Genomic DNA, 23880 nt, shown 5'->3' with positions numbered 1-23880 from the left:
CGGCGACCGTGGCTGCCAAGGTTCCCGAGGTTGCTTGCGAGGTTTCGTCGGCGCTGTCGGGCTCGTTCCTCGCCTTCTAGCTTGCTCAACCTCCGAACCAGCCCACCGCGCCAGTGGCCGGGCGAGCGCCGACTCGGAGTTCGCCGGGGGTCCCTGAGACAATCGCGGCGTGAGCGCGCACCCCACCGAGACCGACGTCCTCGTCGTCGGCGCCGGCCCGGCAGGATCCGCAGCCGCGGCGTGGGCGGCGCGGGCCGGGCTCGACGTCGTCCTGGCCGACGCGGCGGTGTTCCCTCGCGACAAGACCTGCGGGGACGGCCTCACCCCGCGCGCGATCGGCGAGCTGCAGCGCCTGGGCCTGGAGGACTGGCTGCGGGCCCACACCGTCAACCACGGGCTGCGCGCACACGGCTTCGGCCAGCGCCTGCACCTGCCCTGGCCCGGCGGCACGCTGCCCGACTGGGGCAGCGCGGTGGCGCGCACCGAGCTCGACGACCACCTGCGCACCACGGCCCTGAAGTCCGGCGCCTCGGGCATCGACGGCGCCCGCGCGGTCGACGTCCGGCGCGACGGCGACCGGGTCGCTGCCGTGGTGTTCAAGCAGGGCGGCGAGACCTTCGAGATCGCGTGCCGACGGCTAGTCGTGGCCGACGGCGTCCGCTCGCCGCTGGGCAAGGTGCTGGGCCGCGAGTGGCACCGCGACACCGTCTACGGGGTCGCGGGCCGGTCCTACGTCGCCTCGGCGAAGTCCGACGACCCGTGGATCAGCAGCCATCTCGAGTTGCGCGGACAAGACGGCAAGATCCTCTCGGGCTACGGCTGGATCTTCCCGCTGGGCAATGGCGAGGTGAACCTCGGCGTCGGCACCCTCGCCACGGCCAAGCGCCCGGCCGACCTGGCGATCAAGCCGCTGATGGACTTCTACGCCGACGAGCGCCGTGATGAGTTCGAGCTCGACGGCGAGCTGCGGGCCAAGACCTCCGCGCTGCTCCCGATGGGCGGAGCGGTCAGCAACGTCGCCGGGCGCAACTGGGCGCTGATCGGTGACGCCGCGGGCTGCGTCAACCCACTCAACGGCGAGGGCATCGACTACGGCCTCGAGACCGGCCGGGTGCTCTTCGACGTGTTCGACGACGCCGGCCCCGACGGCGACCTCTCGGTCGTGTGGCCCGCTCTGCTCCGTGAGCACTACGGCGAGGCCTTCTCGATCGCCCGCCGGCTGGCCGGCCTGGTCACCGTGCCGCGCCTGCTGCCGACGCTCGGCCCGGCCGGCATGCGCTCGGACTGGCTGATGACCCTCGCGCTGCGCTGGATGGGCAACCTGGTCACCGACGAGGACCGCGACCGCGCCGCCCGCGTCTGGCGCTGGGCCGGACGCCGCTCGCTCGCGCGGGACGAGCGTCCGCCGTTCAGCTAGGCGGTTGCCGGGGGTGCGATTCCTCGGAGGTTGAGCAAGCCGGGAAGGCGAGGAACGAGCCTGACCGGCGCCGACGAAACCTCGCAAGCTCCTCGGGAACGTTGGCAGGTTCGGTTGCCGGGGTTTCGTCGGCGCTCGCTGGCTGTCGCTCGCTTGCTCAACCTCCGGCGGGGGCCGGTGCTCGCTTGCTCAACCTCCGGCGGGGGCCGGTGCTCGGTTCGCTCGAGCTCCGGCGGGGCCCGGTGTCGGTTCGCTCGAGCTCCGGCGGGGGCCGGTGCTCGGTTGCTCAACCTCCGGCGGCCCGATTCGGGCGCCCGTCTAGGGTGGAGCGCATGGTCGAGCAGGTGCAGCGCGTCGCGGCCTACGCGATCATCGTGCGCGACGACCAGATCTTGTTGAGCCGCCTCGCGCCCCGGGTCTCGCGCTCGGAGCTGTGGACGCTTCCCGGCGGCGGACTCGACCACGGGGAGGACCCGCGCGACGCCGTCGTGCGCGAGGTCTACGAGGAGACCGGGCTGTCGGTGAGCATCGGCGAGACCGCCCGCACCTACTCCCTGCACCTGCCGGACACCTGGCGGCGAGGCCGCCGCGTCGATGCCCACTCCCTGCGCATCGTCTACGACGGCTGGGTGCCGCTCGACTCGCCGAAGCCGCGGGTCGTCGAGGTCGACGGCTCCACCGTCGACGCCGCCTGGAAGCCGATCTCCGAGGTCCTGGACGGCACGATCCCCACCGTGTCCCTGGTGCAGCAGGCGCTGGCCGCCTACGCGCCGCGCACCGTGCAGCGGGTGGCCGCCTATGCGCTGGTGCGCCGCACCGACCCTGTCGATGCGGTCCTCCTCACCCGGATCTCGGCACGCGGCTACCACGTCGGCTGGTGGACCCTGCCCGGCGGCGGCGTCGACCACGGCGAGTCGCCACAGGACGCGCTGGCGCGCGAGGTCGCAGAGGAGTGCGGCCTGACGTGCACGGTCGGACCGGTCGTCGCCGTCGACGACGTCGTGGTGCGAGGCAGCGGTCCCACCGGGCGCGACGAGGACTTCCACGGCGTGCACCTGGTCTTCGCCGCCGACGTGGAGGACGGCGAGCCGCGGGTCGTGGAGGCCGACGGCACGACCGACGCCGTCGCCTGGGTGCCGGTCTCGGAGATCGAGTCGGGGACACGGCCCGTGCTCGACGTCGTCCGATCGGCGCTCGCGGCCCGCTGACCCCCGTCGGCGCTACTGTGGACGGCATGACCGAAACGGTGTTCACCTATGCCGCACCGGCGCTGAAGTTCGGGGCCGGCGCCTCCGCAGAGGTCGGTCACGACCTCGCGACCTTCGGGGCCCGCCGCGCCCTGCTCGTCACCGATCCCGGTGTCGCCGCCACGGGGCATCCGGACCGGATCGCCGACCAGATCCGGGCCCAGGGCATCGAGGTGACCGTCTTCGACGGCGCCCACGTCGAGCCGACCGACGAGTCCCTCCAGGAGGCGATCGACTTCGCGCGCGACGCCGGACCGTTCGACGCCATCGTCGCCGTCGGTGGCGGCTCCTCGATCGACACGGGCAAGGCCGTCAACCTGCTCACCACCAATCCGGGCGAGCTGATGGACTACATCAACGCGCCGGTCGGGAAGGCGCTGGCGCCGAGCAAGCCGCTGCTCCCGCTGATCGCCGTCCCCACCACCACCGGCACCGGCAGTGAGAGCACGACGATCTGCGTGCTCGACGTGCTGTCGCTGAAGGTGAAGACCGGCATCAGCCACGTCGCCCTGCGACCTCGCCTGGCCGTCGTCGACCCCGCGCTCACCCTCACCCAGCCGACGATGGTCACCGCCGCCTCGGGGATGGACATCCTCAGCCACGCGCTGGAGAGCTACACCGCGCGCTGGTTCGGCGACTTCGAGGCCAAGCAGCCCGAGCAGCGGGTGCCCTACTGCGGTGCCAACCCGGTGGCCGACATGTGGTCGGAGAAGGCGATGTCGCTCCTGGCGGGCTCGTTCCGCCGCGCGGTCGCCGACGGCGACGACGTCGACGCGCGCGGCGACATGGCGCTCGCCGCGACGTTCGCCGGCCTCGGCTTCGGCAATGCCGGAGTGCACGTGCCGCACGCCAACGCCTACCCGATCGCCGGACGGGTGCGCGGCTATCGCCCCGACGGCTACCCCGACGACGAGGCCATCGTCCCGCACGGCATGGCGGTCTCGCTCACGGCGCCCGAGGCGTTCCGGTTCACCTTCGACGCCAACCCGGAGCGGCACCTGCGTGCGGCCCGGCTGCTCGACCCGGCCGCGGAGGGCGACGGTCCCGACGTCCTGCCCGGAGTGCTGAGCCGGTTGATGCGCGACATCGGCATCCCCAACGGCCTGGCCGAGATCGGCTTCGGCGACGCCGACGTCGACGACCTCGTCGAGGGCTCCCTCAAGCAGCAGCGGCTCCTTGCCACCGCTCCGAAGGAGGTCACGCCCGACGACCTCGCAGGGGTGTTCCGCGGGTCGATGGAGCACTGGTGATCCAGGAGGGCGCCCTCTGATGGGTCAGCTCGCCCTGCGCGGGCTCTACCTCGGCGCGATCCTGGCCTACGCCGGGGTGGTGCTGGTGGTCTCGCTCGCTCTGCCCGACCGGGTTCCCCTGCACTTCGACGGATCGGGGAGCGCCGACCGCTACGGCTCGCGCACGGAGGCGGTGCTGGTGTTCGTCGGCACGGGCATCCTGGTCCTCGCGGTGTTCGCGACCTGCGCCTGGGCGGTCAGGCGCGCCTCGTTGCAGTGGTTCAACGTGCCGCACAAGCGGTGGTGGACCGCCACGCCCGAGCGGGAGGCCGTCCTGCGCGGCCGTGTGGCGACCGACATCGACGTCCTCGCGATCGCCACCCTCCTGCTGCTCACCGTGGTCGTGGCCATGGTGGGCCGCGCCGCCCGCGACGACGTGGGGCTGGGTGCGGGCGCCTGGGTGGCGCTCGGGCTGTATCTGGTGTTCGTCGCTGGTTGGTCGGCCTGGGCGATGACCACCCGCTACCGCCCCGATCCCGAGCAGGACGGGACCGTAGGCTGAGCGGGTGAACCCGCGCCACCGTCGTCTCGTGATCCCGGTGGCGCTCGCGGTCCTGCTCGTCATCGTCCTCGTGGCGGCGATCCTGTGACGGCGCCGGTCGACGGCGGCGACCGGCTTCGCGCCGCGCTCCTGGACGACGCCACCCTGGTCCGGGCGGTCGCGTCCGGGAGACGCAAGGGCACCCAGCCCCGTTGGCGCCGGATCGAGGCGCGCTACGTCGACCTGAAGTCCGGGCGGCACCTCCAGGTCACCTCCTACGACGCCACCCAGGCCCACACCGCCAACCACCCGGTCGGCGCCGGGTCTGCCGACGCCGTCGACGCGCTGCTGGCCGAAGGCTTCGCCACCTGGCACCTCGACGCCGCCGAGGAGACCCACCAGGTGCGCGTCACCAAGCGCGGCGAGGTGCTGATGCACACCGCGCGACGGGCCGAGCCGGTCGCCGTCGAACGCGACCACGATCGGGAGAAGCAGCGACTGCTCCCGCCCGACGACCCGATCTTCCGGGCCCTCGGACTCGCCGGTGCCGACGGCCGGATCAAGCCGAGCCGGATGGCGAAGTACCGCCAGGTCGAGGAGTTCCTGCGCCTGCTCGATGCGACGGTCGCCGAGGCGCGCGCCGGCGGTCACCTGCGCCGCCCGACCGCCCAGGATCCGCTGCGCATCGTCGACCTCGGGTGCGGCAACGCCTACCTCACCTTCGCCGCCCAGCGCTTCCTCGGGACGGTGCGGGGGCTGCCGGTGGAGGTGACCGGCGTCGACGTCAAGCAGCAGTCGCGCGACCACAACACCGAGGTGGCGCAGCGGCTCGGCCTGGACTCGCGCTTCGTCGTCGGCACCATCGCCGACGCCGTCCTCGAGCGCGACCCCGAAGTGGTGCTCGCCCTGCACGCGTGCGACACCGCGACCGACGAAGCCCTCGCCCGGGCGGTCGAGTGGCAGGCACCGGTCGTCCTGGCCGCGCCGTGCTGCCACCACGACATCGCCGCCCAGCTGCGACGCACGCCCACGCCGGCTCCGTACGGCGAGTTGACCCGGCACGGCATCCTGCGCGAGCGGCTGGCCGACACCCTCACCGACGCCGTGCGCGCCTCGCTCCTGCGGCAACAGGGCTATCGCGTCGACGTGGTGCAGTTCGTGGAGAGCCAGCACACCCCGCGCAACACGATGCTGCGGGCCGTGCGCACCGGCGCGGTGCCCGACGGCGTCCGCGAGGAGTACGACGCGCTGGTCGGCGACTGGAGTCTCCGACCGCGGCTGGCGACCCTGCTGGAGTCGGTCGACTCGTGACTCGGCTCGGTCGAATCGGTGTCGGACTCGTCGTGGCACTGCCCTTCGTGGTCGGCGTGTGCGCGTCGGCGGCCGGCCCGGAGGGTGACGTCGCGTTCACCTTCCGCGATCCGGCGATCGTGGAGTCCAGCGGATTGGTGGCGCAGGACGGCCTGTTCACCACCGTCAACGACTCCGGCGACCGCGCGCGGGTCTTCACCGTCGACCCCGACAGCGGCGACACGGTCGGCGTCACGACGTGGTCCCCGGACGAGGACGGACCCGCAGACATCGAGGCCCTGGCTCCGGCCGGGGACGGCCAGGTCTGGGTCGGCGACATCGGCGACAACCTCGGCAGCCGCGACCGGGTGAGCGTCGTCAAGGTCCCGGTGGGTCGGGGTGACCGGGCCGTCGACGTCACCGAGTACGAGCTGACCTATCCGGCGCAGGACGCCGAGTCGCTGCTCGCCGATCCGGTGACCGGGCGGCTGGTCGTGCTCGGCAAGGGGATCTTCGGTGGCGAGGTCCTCCTGGGGCCACGCGAGCTCGATGCCGACCGGCCCAACCGGATGCGGAGTGTCGGCGTCGTGCGCTCGATCGCCACCGACGGCGCGTTCTTCCCCGACGGCCGGCACCTGATCGTCCGCGGATACGGCTCGGCCAATGTCTACACCTGGCCGGCGCTGGAGGAGGTCGGGCGCTTCGACCTGCCCGGCCAGGAGCAGGGGGAGGGGATCGCGGTCGACGAGGACGGCGCGGTCTTCCTCAGCACCGAAGGGGTCCGCTCCGACGTGCTCCGCGTGCGGCTGCCGGCCCGGATCGCGCGGGCGATGGCGCCCGAGCCGGCCCCTACGCCCACGGACGGCACGTCCGCGACCGGCGAACCGACGGCCGATGCCGGCGAGCCGACCCCCGACGCCGGATCCGGCTCCGAGACCGCGACCGAGGCCGACGACAGACCGGTGTGGCCGTGGCTGCTGGGCGGCGTCGCGGGCCTGGCCGTCATCGTGGTGCTCCTGCGCTCCATGCGCCCTCGCTGAGCATCCGCCTAGGATCGAGGGATGTCGGATCGAGTCACGGTCGTGCAGGGCGACATCACCGTCCAGGACGTCGACGCGGTGGTCAACGCCGCGAACCGGGGGATGCGCGGGGGCGGTGGCGTCGACGGCGCCATCCATCGCGCGGGCGGCCCGGCGGTGCTCGAGGACTGCGTCCGGCGGTTCCCCTCGGGCCTGGCCACCGGCGACGCGGGCTGGACCACGGCCGGCGATCTGCCGGCGAAGTGGGTGATCCACGTGGTCGGCCCGAACCACCGCGCCGGTGAGACCGACCGCGGGCTGCTGGTCTCCTGCTACGCCCGGGCCCTCGCCGTCGCCGACGAGCTCGGCGCCCGCACGGTGGCGTTTCCGCTGGTCAGCGCCGGCGTCTACGGCTGGCCCCTCGACGACGCGATCGCCGCCGCCGTCGACACGCTCCGCGACACCGCCTCCGACGTCACCGAGGCCCGCATCGTCGCCTTCGACGAGCCCACCCACGACCTGGTGGCCGGCCGCATCTCGGGATAGTCCCGGGGACTGTCCCGAGCGGGCTGCCTCAGCTCAGGCGCTCGACCACCCAGTCGATGCAGTGGGTGAGGGCCTCGACGTCGGCCGGGTCGACAGCCGGGTACATCGCGATCCGCAGCTGGTTCTGGCCGAGCTTGCGGTAGGGCTCGGTGTCGACGATCCTGTTGGCGCGCAGGGTCGCGGCGACCGCGGCGGCGTCGACCGCATCGTCGAAGTTGATCGTGCCGATCACCAGCGAGCGATGAGCGGGGTCCGCTACGTAGGGGACCGCGTACGACGACTTCTCCGCCCAGCCGTACAACGCATCGGACGAGGCGGTGGTGCGCTCGACCATGCCGGGGAGTCCGCCGGCGCCGTTCATCCAGTCCAGCTGCTCGGCCATCAGGAAGAGGGTGGCGATCGACGGGGTGTTGTAGGTCTGGTTCTTCGCGGAGTTGTCGATCGCGGTCGGCAGGTCGAAGAACGCCGGGATGTGACGATCGCTCGCGGCGATCCTCGCGGCCCGCTCGAGCGCGGCCGGCGACATCAGCGCCAGCCAGAGCCCGCCGTCGGAGGCGAAGGACTTCTGCGGGGCGAAGTAGTAGACGTCGGTCTCGGCGATGTCGACCGGCAGCCCGCCGGCCCCCGACGTCGCGTCGATCAGCACCAGCGCATCGCCGCCGCCCTCGGGTCGCCGGACCGGAGCCATCACGCCTGTCGAGGTCTCGTTGTGTGCCCAGGCATAGGCGTCGACGCCGTCCTCGGCCACCGCGACCGGGCGCGATCCGGGGGCCGCGGAGATCACGCTCGGCTCCTGGAGCCACGGCGCGGCGGCCGCCGCCGAGGCGAACTTCGCGGAGAACTCCCCGAAGCTCAGGTGCTGGCTGCGCTGCTCGATCAGGCCGTACGTGGCGACGTCCCAGAAGGCAGTCGCGCCTCCGTTGCCGAGCACCACCTGGTAGCCCTCGGGCAGGGCGAACAGATCGGCCAGGCCGTCTCTGACCCGGCCCACCAGGTCGCGCACCGGCGCCTGACGGTGGGAGGTGCCCATCAGGGAGACACCGGTGGCCGCGAGCGCCGACAGATGCTCGGGCTGGATCTTCGAGGGACCGGCGCCGAATCGTCCATCGGCCGGAAGCAGGTCGGACGGGATCCGCAGGTCGTCGCTCACCTGCCTATTCTGACAGTGCGTACGACAGGCAGAGGGAGGCGGCACGTGGCTGAGACCGAGGTCCGCGTGGAGGCCGGCGCACCCCGGATCGCGCGGGTCGAGTACGGCGACCCGGACGCGCTGGCGTTGATCGCGCAGGTGCAGGAGGAGTACGTCCGCCGCTACGGCGGCCCCGACCGGACGCCGCTGGATCCCGCCATGTTCGACCCGCCGGTCGGCTCGTTCTTCGTCGCCTACGCCGACTCGACGCCGCTCGCCACCGGCGCCTGGCGTCGCCGCGACGACGTCGTGGCGTTCGGCTCGGCCGTCACCGCCGAGATCAAGCGGATGTACGTCGTCCCGGACGCGCGAGGACGCGGTCTGGCCCGCGCCGTCCTGGCGCACCTCGAGTCGACCGCGGCGTCGTCGGGTGCGGTGGTGATGGTGCTCGAGACCGGTGTCGCGCAACCCGAGGCGATCGCCTTGTACGAGTCGTCCGGCTACACGGCCATCGAGCCGTTCGGCCACTATCGGCACTCGCCCCTGAACCGCTGCTATGGGAAGGATCTGCGGTGCTGCTCCCGATGAAGGTGGCCCACGGCGTCCGCGACGGCTCGGTGCGGCTGGCGTTCCGGCGCTGGCGCAAGCAGGACGTCGAGCCCGGCCGTATGTTCGCGACCGTGGCCGGGATGGTGCGCGTCGAGGACGTCGTCGTGGTCGACCCCGCCCAGATCACTGACGAGGAGGCGGTCGCCGCCGGGTGGGGCGACGCCGACCGGCTGCGCGCCCGGCTCGCCGGCGACGACGACTGGGCGACGTACCGGATCAGCCTGGCCTGGGTGGGGGAGGACCCGCGGATCGCGCTGCGTGAGAGCACCGATCTCTCGCCTGCCGACGTCGCTGAGCTCGACACGCGGCTCGAGCGCCTCGACCGGGCGGCCTCGCACGGCCCGTGGACGCTCGCCTACCTGCGGATGATCGTCGAGCGGCCACAGGTCCGCGCGCCGGACCTGGCGGCGTCGGTCGGCCGGGAGACCGCGCCGTTCAAGATCGACGTCCGCAAGCTGAAGAATCTCGGGCTGACGATCAGCCACCGTGTCGGCTACGAGATCTCGCCCCGCGGCGCCGCCTATCTGGCTCTGACCAGCCGTGCTCAGCGCGATAGCTGATCGGCGGCCGCTCGGCGGGTGATCTCGTAGCGGACCTCGCCCTGCTCCCACCCGGGTAGCGGGTCGTCCCACTCGCGGACCTCGGTGGCCACGTGTTGCAGGCCCAGCTTGGACATCACGCCGCGTGATCCGGTGTTGACCGCCATCGTCTCGGCCCACACCGAGTCCAGGCCGACCGTCTCGAAGGCGTGGGTGAGCAGTGCTCTCGACCCTTCGGTGGCATAGCCGGCGCCCCACGCGTCGCGGCGGAGTCGGTAGCCCAGCTCGGCGGTGGTCGGGTCGGCGTCGTCGACACCGAGGCACCACCAGCCCAGGAACCGGTCGTCGTGGTGGCCGACCCAGTAGCCGAGGCCGCGCGCGTCGGCGTCCGGGCGGGTGCGCTTGGGCATCCAGCGTTCGACCACCTCCTCGCGCGAGAGCGCACGCCCGAAGATGTGGCGCAACACCTCGGGATCGCTGTCGAGCTCGACGAGCAGGTCGGTGTGAGCGACCGTGAGCGGCTCGAGGACGATCCGTTCGGTGGTGAGGGTCGGACGGCTCAGCTCGCCCACTCCGTCTTCCAGCCCTCGACCTCGTCGGCCTTGCGCGCCGGCGGGCCGGTGTAGATCGCCGAGGGGCGGATGAGGCGGCCCGTGCGCTTCTGCTCCAGGATGTGGGCCGACCAGCCACCGGTGCGGGCACAAGTGAACATCGAGGTGAACATGTTGGCCGGCACCTCGGCGAAGTCGAGGACGATCGCGGCCCAGAACTCCACGTTCGTCTCCAGGACCCGGTCGGGACGGCGCTCGCGCAGCTCCTTCAGCGCGGCCTTCTCCAGCGCCTCGGCGACCTCGTACCGAGGCGCGTTCAGCTCGCGCGCGGTGCGCCGGAGCACGCGGGCGCGGGGGTCCTCGGCGCGGTAGACGCGGTGCCCGAAGCCCATCAGGCGCTCCCCGGAGTCGAGGAGGCCCTTGACGTAGGCGTCGGCGTCGCCGGTGCGTTCGACGTCCTCGATCATGCCGAGGACCCGGCTCGGCGCGCCGCCGTGCAGCGGGCCGCTCATCGCGCCGATGGCGCCGGAGAACGCCGCGGCGACGTCGGCGCCGGTGGAGGTGATCACCCGCGCGGTGAAGGTGGAGGCGTTCATGCCGTGCTCGGCGGCGCTGCTCCAGTAGGCGTCGATGGCCTTGACGTGGGACGGGTCGGCCTCGCCCTTCCAGCGGATGAGGAACTTCTCCGCGAGGGTCGAGCCGTCGTCGACGATGCGCTGCGGGACCACCGGCTGCTGCAGTCCGCGGGCGGACTGGGCGGCGTAGGAGAGCACCATGACCGCGACCCGGCCGAGGTCCTCGCGGGCCTGCTCGTCGCTGATGTCGTAGGTCTGGCCGAAGCCGAAGGCCGGTGCGAGCATCGCGACCGCGGCCTGGACGTCGACGCGGACGTCGCCGGTGTGGACCGGCAGGTTGTAGGGCTCGGCCGGGGCGAGCCCGGGGCTGTAGCTGCCGTCGATGAGCAGCCCCCACACGTTCTCGAACGGGACCCGACCCACGATGTCCTCGATGTCGACGCCGCGATATCGCAGCGCCGAGCCTTCCTTGTCGGGTTCGGCGATCTCGGTCTCGAAGGCGACGACGCCCTCCAGTCCGTGGTGTACCTCGGTCATCGGCTGGCTCCCATCACGAAGATTCTCCGCATTCTGCCCCACCGCCACTACCGTCGGTGTCATGGGTGATCCGCACGACGACCGACCGCAGGTGGACCTGGCCGGGCTCCGCGAGGAGTACGCCGCCGGCGGGCTGGAGGAGTCCGACCTGCTGCCCGACCCCATCGCGATGTTCGAGCGGTGGTTCGCCGAGGCGCGCGCGGCCGGCGTCCACGAGCCGAACGCGATGGTGGTGGCCACGGTGTCGCCGTCGGGTCAGCCCTCCTCGCGCTTCGTGCTGCTCAAGGGCGTCGGCCCCGACGGCTTCCGGTTCTTCACCAACCTCGCGTCGCGCAAGGGCGCCGACCTCGCCGAGAACCCCCGCTGCGCCCTGCTGTTCCCCTGGCATCCCCTCGAGCGGCAGGTGCGAGTCGAAGGCGTCGCGACTGCGCTGTCCCGCGCCGACGTCGAGGCCTACTTCGCGGTGCGCCCGCGCGGCTCCCGCCTCGGTGCGTGGGCCTCGCACCAGTCGCAGGTGGTCGCCGGACGCGAGGAGCTCTCTGGCGCCTACGCGGCGGTCGAGGACCGCTTCGCCGACGTCCCGGACGACGAGCTGGGTCCTCCCGACGAGTGGGGCGGCTACCTCGTCCGCCCCGACGTCGTCGAGTTCTGGCAGGGCCGCCCCGGCCGCATGCACGACCGCCTCGTCTACACCCGCACCCCCGACGCCTGGACCACCCATCGCCTCGCCCCCTGAGGGGGTCCGGTTGGGGGTAGTCCCGGGACTTTGGGTTGCTCTGGACGCGCGAAAGCAACCCAAAGTCCCGGGACTATCCCTGGGACGAGACTCAGCTCGCGCGGTACCTCAGCAGTCGAGCGGCCTGGTCTCGCGACAGGGAACGACGCAATGCGACGGTATGGGTGGGCGTCCACCAGTCTGGCGGGTCGATCGTCCAGCTTCGCTGGTGGTCCCGGCGTCGTTCGGCTCGACGGTAGGCGTCGCGAAGTCGTTGGCTGAGGAGACGGGGGTCGCGAAGGTCGAAGCTGCTGGATGCGACCGCCTCGAGCCCGTGTTCGGCGTAATGTCCCCAGCGCTGTAGGTCCGCCCCGTAGGCCGTCGACTCCCTGTGGGTGGGGCCGTTGTGTTCGAGGACGACGCCGGCGATCGGGTCGATGAGGTCCGGTGTGAACAGATGCCTGCCGGTGAGGTCGAAGACGGGGCGGTTGAAGAGTGGACGGTCGTGGTGACGCTCGACGTAGAGCTGAAGTCCGAGGTCGAACTCGCTCGGAGACCAGATGTTCTCCTCGGCCCACGTGAGTGCCTTGCGGGCCTGCGGAATGCCGGTCCACGAACTCTGGTCGATGAAGAACTCGCGCATCTCTTCGATCGATACCAAGTCGTCGTAGGCGGCGAGGCTCAGAATCTTGGCCGCTGTGTACTCCGACCGCGCGTACCGCATCTCGAAGGACACCGCCCAGGTCGCGCGAGCGACAGGGACGCCGTCTATGACGTCGAACATGTGTGGTGCGACGCTCTCGCCGCAGACCCGGATCGCGTGCGCTGGCTGTGGCAGGACGTCGTGAGTGCCGATCAAGAGCGTGATCGGCCGACGCTCACCCGAACCGGTCAGGCCGTCGAACCAGCGCCCGCCCCTCCAGCGCAGGGCGGCCCACCCGGTGATCGCGAGTCCGTTGCGGAGCGCCGCGGCTGCCTCCACGATGCGCTGCTCGGGGCGTTCGCCGTCGACCTCTGCTCGGACGTAGTAGCCCCGCGAGCTGCGCCGCCAGGCGGCGCCCCTCGCCTGCATGGGCGTGGGCGTCCCACCCGTTCGGCTCACGCGACTCGGGCGAGTGAGCCCGGTTCGCGATACCGGATAGGAGACGAACTCGGCCATGGGGCAACTATTCCGGGATCCGCGGTCGTCGAGGTTGGTCATCCACAGGACCGCCGGATGGTGGGTAGTCCCTGGACTTTGGGTTGCTATCGGCTGCTCTCGGCAACCCAAAGTCCCGGGACTATCCCGAAAGGAACCCGAAAACCATTTGTGAGTGAGTGCTCACTCATTTACAGTCGGGCGGGTGAGTCCGAGAGCGAGGGCGATGGCGCCGGAGGAACGGCGTGAGGTGCTGGTCGATGTGACGTTGCGGTTGCTGCGTGAGCATGGGCGGGCGGTGACGACGCGGCAGATCGCGGAGGCGGCCGGGGTCGCGGAGGGGACGATCTTCCGGGTCGTCGACTCCAAGGACGAGCTGGTCGACGCCGCGATCGCGCGCGCCTTCGAGCCCGGGGACGTCGAGGCGCGGATCCTCGAGATCGACCCCGGCCTCCCGCTGCGTGAGCGGCTGGTGCGGCTGGCCTCGATCATCCAGCAGCGGCACCGGGCGACGTTCGCGCTGATGACCAAGGTGGGCTTCATGCGCCCGCCCGACCACGACGGCGTGAAGGCCCAGGCGTGGCGGGCGCGTGCGGAGGAGCTGATCCTCGGCGTCCTGGGCGATCCCGGGCAGTTCCGCGCGCCCGCGCCGTACGTCGCGCACGTGTTCCGGCTGGTCAGCTTCGCCGGCAGCCACGACCAGATCGCCGACGGCAGCCTCCTCACCCCCGAGCAGATCGTGGAGGTCGTCCTCGACGGCCTCGGGAAGGACGACGACGCATGCTGATCCGACTCCTGCGGGAGCGACTGCCGAAGTACCGCGGCTGGCTGGCCGCGGTCGTCGTCCTGCAGTTCCTCAGCGTCCTGGCGATGCTGTACCTGCCGAGCCTGAACGCCCGCATCATCGACGAGGGCATCGCCCTCGGCGACACCGACGCGATCTGGCGCCTGGGCGGGCTGATGCTCGCGGTGTCCCTGGTCCAGATCGTCGGGTCGGTCGGCGCGGCGTGGTTCGGCGCCCGCACCGCGATGGCATTCGGCCGCGACGTGCGCGCCGCCCTGTTCGCCAGGGTCGGCACGTTCTCGACCCGCGAGGTGCAGCAGTTCGGTGCTCCCTCGCTCATCACCCGCGGCACCAACGACGTCACCCAGGTCCAGATGCTCGTGCTGATGGCCTGCCTGATCGCGGCATCCGCGCCGATCATGATGGTCGGCGGGATCATCATGGCGCTGCGCGAGGACGTCGGGCTCGGCTGGATCCTCGCGGTCGCCGTGCCCGCGCTGGTGCTCGCGGTCGCCTTCGTCATCTCGCGCATGGTGCCGAGCTTCCGGCTCATGCAGGGCCGCATCGACGAGGTCAACCGCGTGCTGCGCGAGCAGATCACCGGCATCCGCGTGGTTCGTGCCTTCGTCCGCGAGCCGTACGAGGCCGAGCGGTTCGGCCGCGCCAACGACGACCTCACCGACGTCGCGATCCGCGCCGGCCGGTGGCTGGCCACGATGTTCCCGCTGGTGATGCTCATCGTGAACGTCGCCAGCGTCGGCGTCATCTGGTTCGGCGGGCACCGGGTCAACGACGGGCAGATGGGCGTCGGCGCGCTCACGGCGTTCCTCAGCTATCTGATGCAGATCCTGATGTCGATCATGATGGCCACGTTCATGCTGATGCAGGTGCCGCGCTCGGCGGTGTGCGCCGACCGCATCATGGAGGTGCTCGACACCGACTCCTCGGTGGTGCCGCCGACGACGCCGGTGGCCCCGGACCCCGCCCGCCGCGGCGAGCTCGACCTGGACGCCGTCACCTTCGCCTACCCGGGCGCCGACGAGCCGGTGCTGGCCGAGGTGTCCCTCTCCGGTCGCCCCGGCCAGACGATCGCGGTGATCGGGTCGACCGGCGCGGGCAAGACCACGCTGGTCAATCTCATCCCGCGGCTGTTCGACACCACCGCAGGCGCCGTCCGGGTCGGCGGGGTCGACGTCCGCGACCTCGACCCCGAGGTGCTGTGGAGCCAGCTCGGACTGGTGCCCCAGAAGGGCTACCTGTTCTCGGGCACCGTGCGCTCGAACCTCCTGCACGGCAAGGACGACGCCACCGACGCCGAGATCTGGGCCGCCCTGGAGGTCGCCCAGGCGCGCGACTTCGTCGAGGCCCTGCCCGAGGGCCTCGACGCCCCGGTCGCGCAGGGCGGCACGAACTTCTCCGGCGGCCAGCGGCAGCGTCTCGCGATCGCCCGCGCCGTCGTACGTCGCCCGGGGATCTACCTGTTCGACGACTCGTTCTCCGCCCTCGACCTCGCCACCGACGCCCGGCTGCGCGCCGCGCTCGCGCCGGTCACCACCGACGCGACGGTGCTCGTGGTCGCTCAGCGCGTCTCGACCATCAGGGACGCCGACGAGATCGTCGTCCTCGAGGACGGGCGGGTCGTCGGGCGAGGAACCCACGACCAGCTGCTCGAGGGCTGCGAGACGTATCGGGAGATCGTCGCCTCGCAGCTCTCGGCCGACGAGGAGGAGGTGAGCGTGCGATGAGCGAGCCCACGCCCGCCAAGAAGGTCACCGGGTTCAAGGCCACCGAGCGCATCGAGGGGCCGGCCGGCGGTCCCGGCCGGGGCCCGATGGGCGGTGGCATGGTCGGCCAGAAGGCGCTCGACTTTGGGCCCTCGGCCAAGCGCCTGATCGCCCGGCTGCTGCCGGAGCGGCTGGCCACCCTCACCGTGCTGGTCCTCACCGTCGCCTCGGTCGTGCTGATGTCGATCGGCCCGCGCATCCTCGGCCATGCCACCGACCTGGTGTTCAACGGCTTCATCGGCCGCGACCTCCCGCCCGGCACCCCGGACGCCGACCTGCCGGCCGTCGTCCGCGGCCAGGGGGTGGTGCCGGGCCAGGGCATCGACTTCACCGCCGTCGGCCGGGTGCTGCTGTGGGTGCTGGCGATCTACGCCGGCGCCGCGCTGCTCGGCTGGCTGGCCGGCTACGTCCTCAACGGCGTCGTCCAGCGCACGGTGCGCACGATGCGCCAGGACGTCGAGGACAAGATCAACCGGCTCCCGCTCGGCTACTTCGACCGCTCGCCGCGCGGCGAGCTGCTCTCGCGGGTCACCAACGACATCGACAACATCTCCACCACCCTCCAGCAGACGATGAGCCAGCTGCTCACCTCGCTCACCACGGTGGTGGCGGTGCTGGCGATGATGGTGTGGATCTCGCCGCTGCTCGCACTGGTCGCACTGGTGAGCGTGCCGATCTCGCTGCTGGTCACCCGCGCGGTGATGTCGCGCTCGCAGGGGCAGTTCGTCGCCCAGTGGCGCCGCACCGGCACCCTCAACGCCCACATCGAGGAGACCTTCAGCGGGCACGACCTGGTCAAGGTGTTCGGCCGGCAGCGTGAGGCCGAGGAGGAGTTCGCGCGCCAGAACGAGGAGCTCTACGAGGTGAGCTTCAAAGCCCAGTTCATCAGCGGACTGATCATGCCGTCGATGATGTTCATCGGGAACCTCAACTACGTCGCCGTCGCCGTCATCGGGGCGCTGCGCGTGGCGAGCGGGTCGCTCACCCTCGGCGAGGTGCAGGCGTTCGTGCAGTACACGCGGCAGTTCACCCAGCCGCTGACCCAGGTGGCCTCGATGGCCAACCTGCTGCAGTCGGGCGTCGCCTCCGCCGAGCGCGTCTTCGAGCTCCTCGACGCCGACGAGGAGGTGCCGGACGCCGTCACCGCGACCGGCGTCGTCCTCGAGAAGGGCGCCACCCGCGGCGAGGTCGCCTTCGAGGACGTGACGTTCTCCTACGACCACGACCGGCCGCTGATCACCGACCTGTCGCTGGTGGCGCGCCCGGGCCAGACCGTCGCGATCGTCGGACCGACCGGAGCCGGCAAGACCACGCTGGTGAACCTCATCATGCGGTTCTACGAGCTCGATGGCGGCCGGATCACCATCGACGGCGTCGACATCACCGATCTGCCGCGCGCGAGCCTGCGCGGGCGGATCGGAATGGTGCTGCAGGACACCTGGCTGTTCGAGGGCACGATCCGCGACAACATCGCCTACGGCCGGCCGGGAGCCAGCGAGGAGGAGGTGCTCGAAGCCGCGCGTGCGACCTTCGTCGACCGGTTCGTGCACTCGCTGCCGGACGGCTACGACACCGTGCTCGACGAGGGCGGCTCCAACCTGTCGGCGGGGGAGCGGCAGCTGGTCACGATCGCGCGCGCGTTCCTCACCGACCCGGCGCTGCTCATCCTCGACGAGGCCACCAGCTCGGTCGACACCCGCACCGAGCTGCTCCTCCAGCACGCGATGGCGGCGCTGCGCAGCGATCGCACGTCGTTCGTGATCGCCCACCGGCTCTCCACGATCCGCGACGCCGACCTGATCCTGGTCATGGAGGACGGCGCGATCGTCGAGCAGGGCACCCATGCCGCGCTGCTCGCGGCCGACGGCGCCTACGCGCGGCTCTACCAGTCGCAGTTCGCCGCCGCCGTCCAGGAGCTGGAGGACGACGAGCCCGGCATTGATCCCGCATTAATCCCTTGAGCCCGACCACGACCCGCCCTAGGCTCGTGGCACACGGGAAAGGAGGTGGTCCGAAGAATGATTTCTTATAGGACGCGTGAGGTGGCTGCCCGCTAGCAGCCCAGCATCACGTCGGGTGGAACCACTCGACGAGCTGCTGGCGAATACCAAGCAGCGACCCGACCCGCAGGCGATCCCGGACCACGTCCCTGGGAGCGGCCCTTCCGGCCACGCCTGCGGGTCGTCCATTTTTCGGCTACCGCGCCCGGCCGTCGACCGTCTGCGCGGGCTCTCCTACACATGTCGAACGACGGTGTCGGGACATTCCGACATCGGCGTGACGCGCCCACTCCCGCAGCGATGCCACGATCGCTGCCCACCACGACCGGGACGCTCGATCCGAGCGTCGGCTCGTGGCCGACGAGGGAGGTCCTCATGCAGGCCATCACGCACGTGCAGCACGTTCAGGGGTCGTGGCGGTGAGCTCGGCGGTCGACGTCGTCCTGCGACTCGAGGGTCTGGAGAAGACCTTCCAGACCTCCTATCACGGCCGCGTACCCGTGCTGCGCGGTGTGGATCTCGAGGTGCGCCGCGGCGAGGTCATCGCGATGATCGGGCCCAGCGGCTCCGGCAAGAGCACCACACTGCGCTGCATCAACCTGCTCGAGCGGCCCGACAGCGGCCGGATCTGGGTCGATGACGACCTCGTCTTCAGCGCCCCCGGATCTCGGGCCGAGCAGGAGCCGAACAGCCGTGCTCTGCGGGACCTGCGTCGACGGGTAGGGATGGTGTTCCAGGGCTTCCACCTGTTCCCCACGATGACCGCACTCGACAACATCGTGATGCCCCAGGTGCGCAGCCTGGGCCGCAGCCGCGTCGAGGCGACTACCCGCGCCAAGGACCTGTTGGAGAAGGTCGGGCTCGCCCACAAGGCCGAGGCCAAGCCCGGCTCACTCTCGGGCGGACAGCAGCAACGCGTGGCCATCGCGAGGGCGGTCGCCCTCGACCCCGAGGTCATGCTCTTCGACGAGCCCACCTCGGCCATCGACCCCGAGTTGCGGATCGAGGTGCTGCGCGTGATGCGGAAGCTGGCCGATTCCGGGATGACCATGATCGTGGTGACCCACGAGCTGGGCTTCGCCCGGTAGGTCGCCGACCGGGTCGTCTTCTTCGACGGCGGTCAGATCCTCGAGTGCGACAGCCCGCGTGAGGTGCTCGACCGTCCGAAGCACGAACGCGTGCGCGCCTTCGTGGCCGCCGTCGCCGGCGATCTCGGGGCAGACACCCCGCCGGTCGAGAAGTCGGCGTCATGATCGAGTTCCTGGCCCAAGGGATCGGCACCACGGTGCAGGTCACCTTCGGAGCGTTCGTGATTGCCGCTCTCCTCGGCGCCATCGTGGCCGGCATCCGCCGTTGCCCCTTCGCCTTTCTACGTTGGCTTGGCGGCGCCTACGTCGCCCTGGTGCGCGGCGTCCCGCCGGTGGCCTGGCTGTTCCTCGTCTTCTTCGGACTCCAGGACCATCTCCCGCTGGAGCCCGTGCCGGCCGCGATCATCGCCCTCGGGATTGCCGGGAGCGGTTACATGGCCGAGATCTATCGGGCCGCCTTGGAGGCGGTTCCGGCCGGTCAGGTCGACGCCGCCGACGCGCTTGCAATGAGCCGGTGGGACAAGTACCGCCTGGTGATGATCCCCAGCACCGCCGGCCTGCTGGCCGCCTCGACCGCTTCCTACGTCATCGCCTTGCTCAAAGACAGCGCTCTGGCCTCACTGATCGGCGTGATGGAGCTGACCGGACGAGCCGACGTCTATCGGCGCTACTACAACGAGCCGATCCTCGCCTTCGCTGTGATCGCGGTCTTCTACGTGGGGCTCTCGGTCGCAGTCGCCGTTCCAGCGCGGCACCTCGAACGCAGGATCCTCCGCAGGAGAGCCGCATGAGCGACCTTCTGCACGACCTCCAGGAGCTCGGTCCCGGCATCGTTACGACACTGTGGCTCACAGTGCTGTCCTTCGTGCTCGGGTTTCCGCTGGCCGTGCTCGTCGCCATTGCCTTCCAGAGCAAGCACAAACTGATCACGGCGCCGCTGGTGGTCGCCATCGAGATCCTCCGCGGGATGCCGGCGTTGCTCACCCTCTACTTCGTCTACTACGGGCTGCCCGAGCAGGGCATCGTGCTGAGCGCGACCTGGTCGGCCTGCCTGGCCTTCGCGTTGACGTTCGTCGCCTATACCGCGCCGATCATCGCCGCCGCGATCGCCATGGTGCCAGCCGCCCACGTGGAGGCCGGCGAGGCGCTCGGCCTGGGCCGGACGACCATCACGCTCCGGATCGTCCTGCCTCAGGCCCTCAGGGCGGCGCTGCCACCGCTGATCTCCTGGACGGTCATCCTCTTTCAGGGCACCTCGCTCGCGGGGTGGGTCGGCACCTCCGATCTGTTCGCCATGGCCAAGAGCCAAGGTGCGCAGGACTACCGCTACCTCTATCACCTCGCCGTCGCCGCCGGCGTGTACGCCGCTATCAGCATCCCCTTCCTTGCTCTCGCGGCCCGGCTCGAGCGCCGTCGCGGCGGCGGCAGCGGGATCCGCGGGCTGGCCCGCTCCTTGCGTCGGGCCGCCGGCCCGAGCGCAGTGACTCCTGCCTGACCAATCGCCTCACCCATCCGCATAGCCGAAAGCGAGTTCCGCCATGCCTTGCTCCTCCTCAGCCGCCGTCCTCGGCGCATTCGCACTCGTGCTCTCTCTCGGCGCCTGCGGCTCCGATGACAGCTCGGCCGACACCGTGGACCCTGATTGCCAGCCCGCCCACGACTTCCAGACCGCCAAGGAGGGCGTGCTCACGATCGGTGTGGTCACCTCGGCGCCGTACTCGACACTCGACCCGATCAGCAAGGAATGGACCGGCATGGACGCCGAGTGGGCCAAGGCGATCGCCGAGAAGGAGTGCCTGAGGATCGAGGCCTCCGAGGTGCCGGGACAAGACGCCATCCAGAAGATCCAGGACGGCCAGATCGACCTGCTCTCCGCCGGCGCATTCATCACGCCTGAGCGCGGCGAGGTCGTCGGCCAGACAGACCCGCTCTACTACCAGTTCACCACCATTGTCTCGAACGACGGCCTCGCCACGGTCGAGGATCTCGAAGGCAAGTCCGTCGGCGTCGTCGGCGGTTCGCTGTACGTCGACCCGTTGCGCAAGGCACTCGGTGACATCAAGGAGTACCCCACCACCCAGGAGATCCTCGCCGACCTCCAGAGTGGACGGATCGACGCCGGCGTGACCGCCTCCGGCGAAGCCTTCTACCAACTCGACCAGGGCGACTACGGCGACCTGGAGGCGGTCCGGATCGAGGAGAGCCCCAAGGCGGACACCCTGGCAGACGTCTATGGCACCAACATGCCCTATCCGAAGGACAACACGGCCTTCGGCGACGCGCTCAACGCCGACATCGCCGAACTGCGCGAGGACGGTACCGCGCAGGAGATCCTGGTCAACTGGAGCCAGGACGACGACACCACGCTCAACGGCTCATGAGCGCCCCACGCACGACATCGTCGGCAGGCGCCGACGTCGTCATCATCGGTGCCGGTGTCGTCGGCTCATCGATCGCCCTGGAGCTCTCGCGCATCGGCTACGACGTCCTGGTGGCGGATAAGGCGGCCGGCGTCGGGCACGGCTCCACCGGCGCATCGAGCGCCGTGGTCCGGTTCAATTTCTCGACTCGCGCTGGAGTCGCCGCAGCCTGGGAGTCGTACGCATGCTGGCAGACCTGGGAGGATCACCTCGGGCTTTCCGCCGAGGAGGGTTCCCTGGCTCGCTACGTCCGCAGCGGGCTTGCCATGCTCGATGTCGACGTGGCGCCGCGTAGCACGTTTCTGCCGCATTTCGCCGAGCTCGAGATCCCCTTCGAGGAGTGGGATGCCGCCACCCTCGCCTCCAGGGTGCCGGGCATCGACGTCGGGCGATACTGGCCGCCCAAACGCGTCGCCGACGACGCGTTCTGGGCCGACTCCAGCAGCACCCTGGGCGCGGTCTACACCCCGGACGGGGGCTACGTGAACGACCCGCAGCTGGCAGCGCAGAACCTGGCGACCGCGGCCGCCCAGCGGGGTGCGCGATTCGTGTTGAACCGTCGGGTCGTCGGCATCGATCGCGTGGGCGGTCGCGTCACCGGCGTCCGGCTCGAGGGTGAGGGGCGGATCTCGTGCCGCGTGGTCGTCAACGCCGCGGGTCCCTGGTCGAGCAGGGTCAACGAGCTGGCCGGCGCTGGAGGCGACTTCACCGTCGGCCTGCGGCCGATGCGCCAAGAAGTCCACCAGGTCGAGGCGCCGAGCGCGCTGCGTGCGAGCCCGATCTGCTTCGCAGACATGGACCTGGGCACCTATGTGCGACCGGAGGGCACCGGCCATCTCCTCGTCGGCGGCACCGAGCCTGAATGCGATCCGATGCAATGGGTCGAGGACCCCGACGATGTGGCGCCCAACCCGACGGCGTCGGTCTTCGAGTCCCAGGTGATGCGAGCGGCGCGACGTCTCACCGACCTGCGGGTGCCGAGTCGGCCCCAGGGCGTGGTGGGGGTCTACGACGTCGCCAGCGACTGGACCCCGATCTACGACCAGACCGATATCGAGGGCTTCTACGTGGCCGTCGGCACCAGCGGCAACCAGTTCAAGAACGCGCCGATCATCGGTCAGTTCCTTACCGCGATCATCGACCAGGTCGAGAACGGGGTGAGTCATGACGACAAGCCGGTGCAGTTCCGCGCCCCGCATACCGGCGCCGAGATCGATCTGGGGGTCTTCTCCCGCCGTCGCGTACCGAACTCGGGCAGCTCCGGCACCGTCATGGGCTGACTTCGCGGATCGAGGCACAATGGCTCGTCGCCACCGGTAGGTGCAGGGGGAGGAGTCCGATGCTCGAGGATCGTCTTCAGGTCATCGCAGAACGGCTCGCTGAGCATCTTGGGCGCTCGGTGATCCTCGACGACTCGGCGTTCCGGCCCCTGGCGATCAGCACCCAGCTGGGGGCGGTCGACCAGTCGCGGATCGACTACATCCTGCAACGCCGCACGCTGGCGCCGATCAGGCAGATGATCACCGACTGCCGGGTGCAGCAGTCTCAGGGGCCGGTGCGGATCCCACCGAACGCCGACCTCGGCACCTTGCCCCGACTGGTCATCCCGATCCTGGACGAGGGCTACCACCACGGCTACCTCTGGCTCATCGACGATCCCACGCTTACCCCGGAGCAGATCGCCGAAGCCGAGGCCCGGTCGGTAGAGATCGGTCAGGTGCTCAGTGAACGCTTCGCGCGTCAGGCGGAGGCATCCGAGGCGGGGCGCCGGCTGGTCGACAACCTCGTGCGCGCCGAACATCCGGTGCGCGACGCCGCTGCGGAGATGCTGCGCGACAGCGATCTGTTGGAGGGGCGGGCGCCGTACCTGGCCTGTGTGGTGCACTCCCGCGAAGACCGCATCGAGGCGGTCGGTCTCGAAGAGGCCGACGCCGAGCTGCGGCGGGTTGCGAGCGATCTGCGCAGCCGCGCAGGCCGTCGCGTCGCGCTCTGCGGAATCCCGCGGATGGGAGAGCTGGTCGTGTTGGCCACCCAGAGCCGTCGCGACGTACTCCTCGGCGCGTTCGCCTCAGTGGCCCCGACCTATGTCCTCGGGATGCGGGCGGTTGAAGCATTGCTCGATGTCCGCGACGCGATTCCGGATGCGCGCTATGCCGCCGAGGTCGCCGCGTGCGTCGACCGTTTCGGCGGCGTCGCCGACTGGAGCCAGCTCGGACCGTATGCGGTGTTCCAGTCGGTCGAGCGAAGTGCTGCCGGGCTCGAACGGCTGTGCCCGGGTAGTGCCGTGCTGTGGGAGCCCGGCAATGAGATGTACGAGGAGACGGTCCGCGTCTATCTCGCCGAGGGCGGCAATGCGCAGAAGGCGGCTGCCACGCTCCACATCCATCGCACGACGCTGTATTGGCGACTCGCCAACATCGAGCGTCTCCTCGACGTCGTGCTCGCCAACGGCGAGGACCGGCTACGCCTGCACCTGGCGCTCAAGCTGAGCGACCTCGTGGTCAAGAGGGCCGAGGGCGACCTCGCCGCACCGCGCTCCGCGACCGCGCGTCACTCCTAGGGAACCACTGATCAATGCCGGGATGGCGCCAGCGCCGCCCGGGCGCTGGCATCCACCCACATTGATCAGTGCTTCCCTAGCCCACCGACGATCGCCCCACGATTCGGCAGATGTAGGAGTGCGGGGGACGGAGGTCCCAACGTCCGACCGAGTCGTGGCTCA

General features: G+C 70.7%; 23 protein-coding genes. 19 read left to right on the top strand and 4 right to left on the bottom strand.

All coding sequences use genetic code 11. The features are described from left to right. Positions 1-169: 169 nt before the first annotated feature. The 7 genes from WMR31_RS01410 (at position 170) to WMR31_RS01380 (ending at position 7289) form a co-directional block, all read left to right on the top strand. A complete protein-coding gene (locus WMR31_RS01410; RefSeq protein ID WP_340536982.1) occupies positions 170-1417 on the top strand; it encodes a geranylgeranyl reductase family protein in 1248 nt (415 codons plus the stop codon). Between the two features lie 332 nt (positions 1418-1749). Next, on the top strand, positions 1750-2625 hold the full coding sequence (locus WMR31_RS01405; RefSeq protein ID WP_340536981.1) for an NUDIX domain-containing protein: 876 nt from the start codon (positions 1750-1752) through the stop codon (positions 2623-2625). 26 nt (positions 2626-2651) lie between these two features. After that, on the top strand, positions 2652-3914 hold the full coding sequence (locus WMR31_RS01400; RefSeq protein WP_340536980.1) for a hydroxyacid-oxoacid transhydrogenase: 1263 nt from the start codon (positions 2652-2654) through the stop codon (positions 3912-3914). Between the two features lie 19 nt (positions 3915-3933). Next, on the top strand, positions 3934-4455 hold the full coding sequence (locus WMR31_RS01395) for a DUF1648 domain-containing protein (protein ID WP_340536979.1): 522 nt from the start codon (positions 3934-3936) through the stop codon (positions 4453-4455). An 84-nt stretch (positions 4456-4539) separates the two neighbouring features. Beyond that, a complete protein-coding gene (locus WMR31_RS01390) occupies positions 4540-5745 on the top strand; it encodes a class I SAM-dependent methyltransferase (RefSeq protein WP_340536978.1) in 1206 nt (401 codons plus the stop codon). Positions 5746-5777: 32 nt separating this feature from the next. Further along, entirely contained in the window at positions 5778-6764 is a 987-nt protein-coding gene (locus WMR31_RS01385; protein WP_340536977.1) for a YjiK family protein, read from the top strand. A gap of 21 nt (positions 6765-6785) precedes the next feature. Then, on the top strand, positions 6786-7289 hold the full coding sequence (locus WMR31_RS01380) for an O-acetyl-ADP-ribose deacetylase (protein ID WP_340536976.1): 504 nt from the start codon (positions 6786-6788) through the stop codon (positions 7287-7289). A 28-nt stretch (positions 7290-7317) separates the two neighbouring features. Here WMR31_RS01380 and serC read toward each other — a convergent pair whose 3' ends face one another. Next, on the bottom strand, positions 7318-8439 hold the full coding sequence (gene serC, locus WMR31_RS01375) for a phosphoserine transaminase (protein ID WP_340536975.1): 1122 nt from the start codon (positions 8437-8439) through the stop codon (positions 7318-7320). Between the two features lie 45 nt (positions 8440-8484). Between serC and WMR31_RS01370 the strand changes: the two genes are divergently transcribed. Beyond that, positions 8485-9006 (top strand): GNAT family N-acetyltransferase, encoded by a 522-nt coding sequence (locus WMR31_RS01370; protein ID WP_340536974.1) that lies wholly within the window; start codon positions 8485-8487, stop codon positions 9004-9006. Next, positions 8991-9587: a hypothetical protein gene (locus tag WMR31_RS01365; RefSeq protein WP_340536973.1), complete on the top strand. Its 597-nt coding sequence runs from the start codon at positions 8991-8993 to the stop codon at positions 9585-9587. Before WMR31_RS01370 ends, WMR31_RS01365 begins: the two co-directional genes overlap by 16 nt. Here the strand turns inward: WMR31_RS01365 and WMR31_RS01360 are convergent. Both WMR31_RS01360 and WMR31_RS01355 read right to left on the bottom strand, forming a co-directional pair. Then, positions 9572-10138, bottom strand: coding sequence for a GNAT family N-acetyltransferase (locus WMR31_RS01360; RefSeq protein WP_340536972.1), 567 nt, complete (start codon positions 10136-10138; stop codon positions 9572-9574). The two genes, WMR31_RS01365 and WMR31_RS01360, sit on opposite strands and share 16 nt — an antisense overlap. Then, complete coding sequence (locus WMR31_RS01355; protein ID WP_340536971.1) at positions 10126-11229, bottom strand: citrate synthase 2; 1104 nt, start codon at positions 11227-11229, stop codon at positions 10126-10128. The genes WMR31_RS01360 and WMR31_RS01355 overlap by 13 nt, the downstream gene beginning before the upstream one ends. Before the next feature lie 61 nt (positions 11230-11290). Here WMR31_RS01355 and pdxH point away from each other — a divergent pair, with 61 nt between their 5' ends. Further along, a complete protein-coding gene (gene pdxH, locus WMR31_RS01350) occupies positions 11291-11965 on the top strand; it encodes a pyridoxamine 5'-phosphate oxidase (protein ID WP_340536970.1) in 675 nt (224 codons plus the stop codon). Positions 11966-12056: 91 nt separating this feature from the next. Here pdxH and WMR31_RS01345 read toward each other — a convergent pair whose 3' ends face one another. After that, the gene (locus WMR31_RS01345) at positions 12057-13016 is read right to left on the bottom strand and encodes a hypothetical protein (RefSeq protein ID WP_340536969.1); all 960 of its coding nucleotides are present in this window, start codon (positions 13014-13016) and stop codon (positions 12057-12059) included. A 271-nt stretch (positions 13017-13287) separates the two neighbouring features. Between WMR31_RS01345 and WMR31_RS01340 the strand changes: the two genes are divergently transcribed. From WMR31_RS01340 to WMR31_RS01300, 9 genes are all read left to right on the top strand, one after another. After that, on the top strand, positions 13288-13869 hold the full coding sequence (locus WMR31_RS01340) for a TetR/AcrR family transcriptional regulator (protein WP_340536968.1): 582 nt from the start codon (positions 13288-13290) through the stop codon (positions 13867-13869). Then, positions 13863-15611 carry an ABC transporter ATP-binding protein gene (locus WMR31_RS01335; RefSeq protein WP_340536967.1) on the top strand — a complete coding sequence of 583 codons (1749 nt, stop codon included), beginning with the start codon at positions 13863-13865 and terminating at the stop codon, positions 15609-15611. Before WMR31_RS01340 ends, WMR31_RS01335 begins: the two co-directional genes overlap by 7 nt. Next, positions 15608-17611 carry an ABC transporter ATP-binding protein gene (locus tag WMR31_RS01330; RefSeq protein WP_340536966.1) on the top strand — a complete coding sequence of 668 codons (2004 nt, stop codon included), beginning with the start codon at positions 15608-15610 and terminating at the stop codon, positions 17609-17611. Before WMR31_RS01335 ends, WMR31_RS01330 begins: the two co-directional genes overlap by 4 nt. A 458-nt stretch (positions 17612-18069) precedes the next feature. Beyond that, on the top strand, positions 18070-18738 hold the full coding sequence (locus WMR31_RS01325) for an amino acid ABC transporter ATP-binding protein (RefSeq protein WP_445321586.1): 669 nt from the start codon (positions 18070-18072) through the stop codon (positions 18736-18738). A 161-nt stretch (positions 18739-18899) separates the two neighbouring features. Next, positions 18900-19529, top strand: a complete 630-nt coding sequence (locus tag WMR31_RS01320) for an amino acid ABC transporter permease (RefSeq protein ID WP_340536965.1) — start codon at positions 18900-18902, stop codon at positions 19527-19529. Continuing rightward, the gene (locus WMR31_RS01315; RefSeq protein ID WP_340536964.1) at positions 19526-20233 is read left to right on the top strand and encodes an amino acid ABC transporter permease; all 708 of its coding nucleotides are present in this window, start codon (positions 19526-19528) and stop codon (positions 20231-20233) included. The genes WMR31_RS01320 and WMR31_RS01315 overlap by 4 nt, the downstream gene beginning before the upstream one ends. A 43-nt stretch (positions 20234-20276) precedes the next feature. Beyond that, positions 20277-21119 (top strand): substrate-binding periplasmic protein, encoded by an 843-nt coding sequence (locus WMR31_RS01310; protein ID WP_340536963.1) that lies wholly within the window; start codon positions 20277-20279, stop codon positions 21117-21119. Next, positions 21116-22438 carry an NAD(P)/FAD-dependent oxidoreductase gene (locus WMR31_RS01305; protein ID WP_340536962.1) on the top strand — a complete coding sequence of 441 codons (1323 nt, stop codon included), beginning with the start codon at positions 21116-21118 and terminating at the stop codon, positions 22436-22438. Before WMR31_RS01310 ends, WMR31_RS01305 begins: the two co-directional genes overlap by 4 nt. A gap of 59 nt (positions 22439-22497) precedes the next feature. Continuing rightward, positions 22498-23718, top strand: coding sequence for a PucR family transcriptional regulator (locus WMR31_RS01300; protein WP_340536961.1), 1221 nt, complete (start codon positions 22498-22500; stop codon positions 23716-23718). Positions 23719-23880: the final 162 nt, after the last annotated feature.

Source organism: Nocardioides epinepheli (assembly GCF_037936805.1).
Taxonomy (GTDB): Bacteria; Actinomycetota; Actinomycetes; order Propionibacteriales; family Nocardioidaceae; genus Nocardioides.
This window is presented reverse-complemented; position numbering and strand designations above follow the sequence as displayed.